The organism is Gordonia gummivorans (genome assembly GCF_022513585.1).
Lineage (GTDB): Bacteria > Actinomycetota > Actinomycetes > Mycobacteriales > Mycobacteriaceae > Gordonia.
Genome location: NZ_JAKWBF010000056.1, coordinates 1 through 7,126, shown reverse-complemented (window position 1 = coordinate 7,126; position 7,126 = coordinate 1). Strand labels below are relative to the sequence as shown.

At 63.4% G+C, this 7,126-nt stretch carries 6 protein-coding genes; 4 read left to right on the top strand and 2 right to left on the bottom strand.

The window, feature by feature from the left end:
• Positions 1-778: 778 nt before the first annotated feature.
• From MKW15_RS23885 to MKW15_RS23870, 4 genes are all read left to right on the top strand, one after another.
• Positions 779-2,119, top strand: coding sequence for a cytochrome P450 (locus MKW15_RS23885; protein ID WP_240862825.1), 1,341 nt, complete (start codon positions 779-781; stop codon positions 2,117-2,119).
• Between the two features lie 4 nt (positions 2,120-2,123).
• Positions 2,124-2,735: a TetR/AcrR family transcriptional regulator gene (locus tag MKW15_RS23880; protein ID WP_240862822.1), complete on the top strand. Its 612-nt coding sequence runs from the start codon at positions 2,124-2,126 to the stop codon at positions 2,733-2,735.
• Between the two features lie 46 nt (positions 2,736-2,781).
• Positions 2,782-3,654, top strand: coding sequence for an SDR family oxidoreductase (locus MKW15_RS23875; protein ID WP_240862820.1), 873 nt, complete (start codon positions 2,782-2,784; stop codon positions 3,652-3,654).
• Between the two features lie 148 nt (positions 3,655-3,802).
• Positions 3,803-4,510 (top strand): nitroreductase family protein, encoded by a 708-nt coding sequence (locus MKW15_RS23870; protein ID WP_240862817.1) that lies wholly within the window; start codon positions 3,803-3,805, stop codon positions 4,508-4,510.
• Here the strand turns inward: MKW15_RS23870 and MKW15_RS23865 are convergent, their stop codons facing one another.
• Positions 4,511-5,389 (bottom strand): universal stress protein, encoded by an 879-nt coding sequence (locus MKW15_RS23865; RefSeq protein ID WP_240862814.1) that lies wholly within the window; start codon positions 5,387-5,389, stop codon positions 4,511-4,513.
• On the bottom strand, positions 5,386-6,855 hold the full coding sequence (locus MKW15_RS23860) for an amino acid permease (RefSeq protein ID WP_240862827.1): 1,470 nt from the start codon (positions 6,853-6,855) through the stop codon (positions 5,386-5,388). The genes MKW15_RS23865 and MKW15_RS23860 overlap by 4 nt, the downstream gene beginning before the upstream one ends.
• Positions 6,856-7,126 lie beyond the last annotated feature (271 nt).

Below are 7,126 nucleotides of genomic sequence, written 5' to 3'. Positions count from 1 at the left end.
GGCGGATCGCGATTCTCGCTCGACGACGATGTTCCCGGTTCCGAGGACCGCGCAGGGACGGGCACTCGTTCGGCGTGTCGCGATGTCAGAAACCGCGTGTCTGGTCAGAAACCCGAGGCGCACCAGCGGTTTGTGGCCACACCTGCGGTTTCTGGCGACAAGTGCGGTTTCCGCGACGCGGCCGCGCTCTTCCTGCCTCCACGATCGTCGGCAACGCCGACGGAGGGACGCTGATCCGAAGAGTCCCGTGACCACCGCGATGACCTGCGGAGATGTGGATACGCCCAGCCCGCAATCTAGGGGAAGAGTTTCTTCCCCGGGGTTCACAGTCGTCCCCTAGAAATTTGAAGGGGAGGACTCCAAGAGTAGGGGAGGAGTTTTCTTCCCCTAGTTTCTTGGGTGGCGAAGGGCGCTTTCTGTGCTCGACTGGGACCTCGGTGATGGTTGGCCGCGACGGCGGCTTCGCCGACCTCCGAGGCGCGTCGTCGGCGTGTCGCGATTTCAGAAACCGCGTGTCTGGTCAGAAACCCGAGCCGCACCAGCGGTTTCTGGCCGCACCTGAGGTTTCTGGCGACAAGTGCGGTTTCTGCGACGAAGCCGGGCTCTTCCCGCGTCCACGATCGCCGACGATCGATCCCGGCCCGCGGGTGGTAGGTGCCACCAACCAGTAGGAAGAGACATATTGGCCAATCTGTTCCAACATGCGCTAGGGTGTGCGACGTGGGTCACATCGAGCGCCCGTAGCGGTCGCGCTCGCCGGCTTTGGAGGGAGACAGCCATGACGACAACCGAGTCTGCATCTGTGTCGACAGGTAGCGACCTGCGTCCGGTACCGTACTCGAATCGGCCCGGCATCCTCGAGATGATCGAGATGCGCCGTGACCCCTTCAAGTACGGCGACAAGCGTCAGGCCCAGTTCGGCAACATCTCGGGAATGAACGCGCTCGGGCTCAAGCTCGTGGTGACCGGCGGGCCGCGGGCGGCCAACGAGATCCTGATGAACAAGGATCGCGCGTTCGCCAACGGGCCCGCGTGGAGTTACTTCATCGGACCGTTCTTCAACCGCGGCATCATGCTGCTCGACTTCGACGAGCATCGGCATCACCGGCACATCCTTCAGCAGGCATTCACCCCGAGCGTGCTCAAGGGGTACATGCAGGAGATGCAGCCGATCATCGCCGAGCGAGTCGCTGCGATGCCCACCGGCGACGTCAAGCTGTTCGACGAGTTCAAGGAACTCACACTCGATGTGGCGCTCGAGGTGTTCCTCGGCCTCGAACTCCCGAAGGACGAGGCCGACAAGCTCAACAAGGCCTTCATCGACACCGTGCGCGCGGGTGTCGCGTATGTGCGCAAGCCGGTACCCGGGGGCCGCTGGTGGAAGGGCTTGCGGGGCCGCAAGGTTCTCGAGGAGTTCTTCTACGCCAACATCGACGCCAAACGCGCCAAGGAGACACCGGACCTGTTCTCCGTGCTCTGCCACGCGGAAAGCGAAGAGGGACACCGATTCACCGACGAGGACGTGGTCAACCACATGATCTTCGTCCTCATGGCCGCGCACGACACGTCGACCATCACCATGACCCAGATGGCCTACCGGATGGCCAAGTCGCCGGAATGGCAGGAGCGGGCCCGCGCCGAATCGCTGGAGCTCAACCCCGAACTCGGCTACGACGACCTGAGCCGGATGGGAGCACTCGATCTCATCCTCAAAGAATCTCTGCGGATGTGCCCGCCGGTTCCGGCGCAACCGCGCATGGCGATCAAGGACACCTCCGTGCAAGGCTTCTTCGTGCCGAAGGGCACGATCGTCACGGTTTCTCAGCTGACCAATCATCGCGACCCGGAGTTCTACACGAATCCGGACATGTTCGACCCCGAGCGCTTCAGCAAGGAACGCGCCGAGGACAAGGGCCATCGAATGGCGTGGACTCCGTTCGGTGGTGGCGTTCACAAATGCATCGGCCTGTATTTTGGCCAGATGGAAATCAAGACGATCCTGCATCACCTGTTGCGCGGCTACGAATGGTCGGTGCCCGCCGACTACGAGATTCCGATGGACTACAGCTCGCTCCCGGTGCCCAAGGACAAGCTGCCGGTGAACCTACGGCGCCGGTGACGTGGTGAGCAGCAACGCGGTACGGCCCGCCGGGTCCCGAAAGGTACGCAACACCGAGAGTCCCGAGGCCCAGGAGGCCGCGATCCTGGCCGCCGCTGCCGAGGAGTTCACCTCGGTCGGCGTGCGGCGGGCAAACGTCGACGAGGTCGCGGCGCGGGCCGGGGTCAGCCGAAGCACACTGTATCGGCGGTTCCCCAACAAAGAGGCGCTGTTGCTCGCCGTCGCCAACGACGCGTACGAGCGTGGGATGACGCGACTCGAGGAAGCCACGCATGGATTGGGGCCCAAGGGTGCGATCGTGGAGGCCTTCGCCATCGGTGCGACGATGATCTCCGAAGATCCACTGCTGCACCGCATCGTGCTGACGGATCTCGAGATGAAGGGCATCACCGCGTCGATGACGTCGCTGTTCATCGACATGGTCACCAAGCGTGTCGCCGCCACGATGCGCGACGAAGGCGCCACCATGCCCCAGGACGATCTGCTGCAGGCGGTCGAACTCCATGTCCGGCTGGTGATCTCTTTCCTCGAAACACCCGCGTCCGACGAGGAGCGTCAACAACCCGCCTACGTTCGCGGGTTCGCCGAGAAGTTCCTTGCACCGATGATCTGGTGAACCAAACCGCACATCAATTCGATTCCACCCCAGGGGGATACATCCAATGAGTCTGCGTGACAAGCTGTCCGGCAAACCCGACCACGACGCACTGCGGGCCGCGCTCGAGAACAAGGTCGTGGTGGTCACCGGTGGTGCTCGGGGCATCGGATTCGAAACGGCCACGCAGCTTTTCCAGGCCGGTGCGAAGGTGGCCATCGGTGACATCGATGACGAGGCGGTCGGCAAGGCTGCGGCCGATCTCGGTATCGAGGGTGTGGAGGTGGACGTCACGAACCGCGCCTCCTTCGACGCGTTCCTGGACGAGGTCGAGGCGCGACTCGGTCCGATCGACGTGCTCGTCAACAATGCGGGCATCATGCCGGTCGGACCGTTCCTGTCCTACGACGACACCATCATTCGCCGCACCTTCGACATCGACGTCATCGGGGTGATCCTCGGCAGCCAGTTGATGGCCCGGCGCATGGTGACTCGCGGGGGTGGGCACATCGTCAACATCGCGTCGACCGCCGGCCGCATCCCGACCCCGGGTCTCACCATCTACAACGGCGCCAAGGCCGCGGTCATCGAATTCTCCGAGGCGCTCAATGCAGAGTTGGAACCCGAAGGCGTCCAGGTGAGTTCGATCCTGCCGACCTTCACTCGCACGGCCCTGATCTCCGGCCTCAAGACCAACGCGCTGGTGCAGACCGTCGGCCCGGAGGAGGTGGCGCAGATCGTGGTGTCGACCATCGCCAAGCCGCGAGTGCGGGTGTACGCGCCACGGGCGATGATGTGGGCCGAGTCCGGTGCGCTGTTCCCACAGGGAATGAAACGGTTGTCGCGCAAGCTCACCAAGCTCGACTCGATCTTCATGAACCCTGATCAACAAGTGCGCGCCGCCTACACCAGCCGAATCCGGGGCGAGCGGACCAACTGACCCCTGGTTGCCCGTTGATCTAACGCCGAAGACCCCCGACAAATTCATGGACAGGGCCACTAAGCGTCGTTGACAATGGGCGTGCGCAACCGCACGCTGAACTGGTCTTCGTGACACCGCGTGTACGCTGCTGCCGGCTGGAGGGTCGATGACGAACTCGCCGATGTTCGACACCATGTCGACGATGCGCGCCATGCGGAGGCTCAAACCCGATCCGGTGCCCGAAGAGTTGCTGACACAACTGATCCGGGCTGCGACGTGGGCGCCCAGTGGCAGCAACATCCAGGGCTACCAGTACGTCGTGGTCACCGATCGCGCCAAGATGGCCGAGATCGCGAAGCTGTGGAACGTCATCGCCGACTTCTACATGCAGATGACCGGCGACTCGGTTCCACCGAACTCGACCGCAGAGAAGATGCGGAAGCTGAGAGCGGCGCTGCGGTATCAGCAGGAGCACTTCCACGAGACACCCGCGCTCATTGTGTTCTGCTACGACAGCGGACCGCTCTACGACGCTGCCCGGGCCAATCTTCGTGAAATCATCTCGGCCACAAAGTGTCTCGGTGGAAGACGAATACTCGACACCATGCGCCACGTTCGACGCACGGGGGAGATGTCGGAGGCCGCGAGCGTCTACCCGGGTGTCGAAAACCTGTTGCTGGCAGCACGGGAGTTGGGTCTCGGTGCAACTCTGACCACCTGGCATCTGATGTTCGAGTCCGAGTTCAAGAAGATCTTGGGAATTCCCCGGCGGGTCAAGACCTTTGCGGTCATCCCCGTCGGCTGGCCGGTGGGTCGGTTCGGTCCCGTCAGCCGTGTGGAGCCGGACGACGTCATCCACCGCGACGGTTGGTGATCAGCGCGGTAGGACAACCACCGGCACGGGTGAGTGCCGAATCAGCTTGTGTGCCCTCGATCCGACGAACACCTGGGACAGCAGACCTTCGTGACTGCTGCCGACGAACAACACCTCGCCCTCGATCCACTCGATCGAATCCACCGCCTCACGCCATCCGGTACCGGAGGCCACCTCGGTGGGCGTTCCGCTTTCGATGACGCCGTCGGCCGCGAGTTTCTGCTGCGCCGCCGTCGACTGCTCGATCCATTGATCGAGCACCTGGTTCTCGGTACGGATACCCACCAGAGGCGGATACATGGCGCCACCGCGCACCGCGAAGGTGACCACGCGCATCGGTTTTGCCATCAGCCCCGCGACGTCACGTGCCCGCGAGATGATCCCGTCGTCGTCGGTTCCCGCGTACGCGACCGTGATCCGGGTGAGCTTGCCATCTTTCGGCGAACGGTAGCCTCGCGGGCTCAGTGCGACGGGCGTCGGCGAACGATGCAGAAGCCAGTCCGCGGTGGAGCCCGTCACGATCTGCCCGAGTTGCCCTCCGTTGGCCGAGCTGATGACGAGTACCCGTGCGCCGATCTCCACCGCATGTGCCGAAAGCGCAGACGCCGCGGTCCGGTGATCCAGGCGCACGAAACGCCAATCCAGATCGGGAGGGTAGATCGTCATGTAGTCGGCGATCTCCTGCTCGGCCTTGGTGACGATCTCGTCGGTCCACGACGCGTACTCGGCGTCGACCTTTGCCATCGACGGTGTGGTCCACGGCTTCGGTACCACCGTCGCGACGACGAGGTCGGTGCCCGCGGACTCGGCGAGCATCGCGCCCAATTGCACACCGCCCGTTCCGCCTTCACCTTGGACGTAACCGACGAGAACCGTCATGACAGCGACTTGTCCGTGGAGACCGGTTCCTCAGGTGGGTTGTTCAGCTTGCTGTGCCGACGTCCCCACAGGAGGTAGAAGATCAGCGCCGCACCCACCCAGAGGCCGAAGAACAGGAACGTGATCGGTGCGAGCCCGCTGAGAATCCAGATGCACGCGGCGACCGACAGGACTGGGGTCACCGGGTAGCCGGGCACACGGAAGGGGCGCGGCAGATTCGGCATCGTGCGACGAAGGATGATCACGCCGACCGAGACGACGATGAAGGCGGCGAGGGTGCCGACCGAGACGAGATCCCACAGCTTGTCGATCGGCACAAAGCCGGCCAGGATTGCGATGATCACGCACACGACGACCGTATTGTTCACCGGCACCATCGTTTTAGGACTGACCTTCGAGAACGACTTCGGCAGCAGACCGTCGCGGCCCATCGCGAACAGGATGCGCGTCTGCCCGTAGATCACGACCAGGGTGACCGAGAAGATCGAGATGACCGCGCCGGCGGCGATGAGATTCCCGACCCACGTCGAACCGGTGACATTGTTCGCCAGTACCGAGAGGCTGGCCTCGTCGTCGGGGTTGAACTCCGTCCATGCCTGAGCACCGATCGAGGCGATCGCGGTCAGCAGATAAATACTGATGACGACGATCAGGGCGCCGATGATCGCGCGCGGCATCGCTCGCTGTGGGTCCTTCACCTCATCGCCCGCGGTGGACACGGCATCGAGTCCGATGAAGGTGAAGAAGATGACCGCGGCGGCCGACGTCACCCCGGACATGCCTTCGGGCATGAACGGCGAGAAATGGCTGGAGGTGAAAGCGGTCAGGCAGACTGCCGCGAAGAGCAGGAGCACGCCCAGCTTGATGAGCACCATGACGGTATTGACCAGGGCCGACTCGCTGGCACCGCGGATGAGGAGAGCGCCGCACAGGAAGACGAGGATCACGGCGGGCAGGTTGATCCAGCCGGGATCGTCGACGCCCCATGGCGCCGCGTTCAGCTGGTGCGGGATCGTCCAACCGAACAAGTTGCCGATCAACTCGTTGAGATACTGGCCCCAACCGATCGACGTGGCGGCCGCCGACACTCCGTACTCGAGCATGAGGCATGCACCGATGCCGACAGCCACGATCTCGCCCAGCGTCGCATACGCGTAGGAATAGCTCGATCCGGAAACAGGCACGGCGGACGCCATTTCGGCGTAACAGATCGCAGCGAGACCGGCCGCCGCGCCGGCGATGACGAATGCGAGGAGAACTGCGGGGCCGGCTTTGCTGATGGCCTCGGGGACGACGATGAAGATACCGGTGCCGACCGTCGCGCCCACGCCGAACAGCGTCAGTTGAAAGGTCCCGATGCTGCGTTTGAGGTGAGGTTCGCCGGCACCGCCGCCGGGAGCGTCCTTCCCCTCGACCGGCTTGCGGCGGAACAGCAGACTGGTCATTGACTGTGCTTGCGTCATCAGTGCCTCCTGGCCAGGGTGTATCGATTCTGCTCCCGGATGCGACGACGTGCAGGGCGAATGCGAGATAACGGTGCCGATCGGTTCGGGGGCGAAGGAGCGCAAGGCCGAGAGCCCGTGCTGTCGCAGGGCCTGAAACGCATGGTGTTGCTGTGACTCCTGTACTCGATTACACGCTCTCTTCGCACCACCAGTAACACTAGTGTCGGGTCTCTGACCTGCGAAAATAGTCCTTGACTCGCATACGTGTTCGAGTATTCTGGACGCATGCCCT